The sequence below is a fragment of the Catelliglobosispora koreensis DSM 44566 genome, assembly GCF_000379685.1.
In the GTDB taxonomy this organism is placed as follows: domain Bacteria; phylum Actinomycetota; class Actinomycetes; order Mycobacteriales; family Micromonosporaceae; genus Catelliglobosispora; species Catelliglobosispora koreensis.
The window spans coordinates 1-1118 of sequence record NZ_KB903282.1; the positions used below are offsets into that span (position 1 = coordinate 1).

The following is a 1118-nucleotide window of genomic DNA, read 5'->3' on the forward strand; positions in this document are numbered from 1 at the left end:
GTTGCATCCGGCCAGTCAACGGGTCCCCGCAGCGATGTGGACACCACCGTTGCCGGTATATCCCTCATCTGGCTGTTCACTGGATCGGTGACTGGTGTTTCACCAGTGCTGGGACCGAGTGCCTGTACGAACTGGCGGAAGGTGTTAGCACCGAGGACGAGACGCTGCTTCTCGCTGTAGATGGCGAGACGGCGGGCAAGAAACTCCGGGCCTTGCTTGCCCCAGTAGCCACCCCAATCCCCACCGGTGCTGTAAGAGCCAAAACCATCAAGGGTAGAGAAGATGTCGAAGGTGTAGGTACTCATGCTGCTCTCCTCAGGATGTGCCTGCAGCAAACTTCAATCCGCTCTTAGCTGGCGCATCTGGCTAGCGGCTTGCCCAGGGTCGTAGTCGGCTGGCACCCCGTCCACAATGATCGCGTCGCCTTCGATGTGCCGGGTCCTGAGCGGCAGGATCTCCTGGTACGCCTGCGACTTATACCAGCCTGTGGCGCTTTCACGGTCCGGGAACTCGATAACAACAATCGATCCGGGCCAATTACCCTCAACAACTTCTACCGTTGGCCCGTGCACCCGGAACCGGCCACTAAACGGGGTAATAGTGGCTTGGATTCTATCCAGGTACTCAAGCACATCGACGTTGATCTGCGGCGTACGCAAATGCGCGATAGCGAAAGCGGACATGACTCTCCTCAATCCGGCGCTTGGCCCGCGCCGTTTTTGCCGAACTGTTCGCTACCCAAATTATGCCCCCGCCATGACCCCGTCCATTACCTCACAGGTAATGTGTAAACCCGAGTGCCGGTGATCGGCAGGGGCGCCATCACCGCGATCGGCCAGTTGACCCGCCACCCATCGGACCCGGGCCAGCGCATTGTCGTAGGTGGACAGTGGGGCTGCCACTGCCGCGCCGGTCGAAGATATCCTGGATTTCCCCTGGCATCCCCAGCTTTTGCGGTCGCCAGCAAGTGCGGTGCCAAGGCCGCCCCGGTTCAGCGGCTCAAGGCGATACTGGCGTTGATTGCCCCGGACGTCTTGGGCGAGGTGGTTTCGGGTGATTGCTTCGGTCCTGATGCCGTCGTGGGACAGTCGAGTGGGAGCGGTCCAGTTCGGCGGGGT

2 protein-coding genes and 1 pseudogene are annotated in these 1118 nt (G+C 60.6%); all 3 read right to left on the minus strand.

Annotation, left to right across the window (positions count from 1 at the left end; genetic code table 11):
* Positions 1-305, minus strand: a pseudogene (locus A3E1_RS0125620) (dihydrofolate reductase family protein); the annotation flags it as partial.
* A 33-nt stretch (positions 306-338) separates the two neighbouring features.
* Positions 339-683 carry a DUF1330 domain-containing protein gene (locus tag A3E1_RS0125625; RefSeq protein WP_020523646.1) on the minus strand — a complete coding sequence of 115 codons (345 nt, stop codon included), beginning with the start codon at positions 681-683 and terminating at the stop codon, positions 339-341.
* Between the two features lie 60 nt (positions 684-743).
* On the minus strand, positions 744-1118 hold a 375-nt coding region (locus A3E1_RS48025; RefSeq protein ID WP_211215987.1), incomplete at its 5' end, for a hypothetical protein.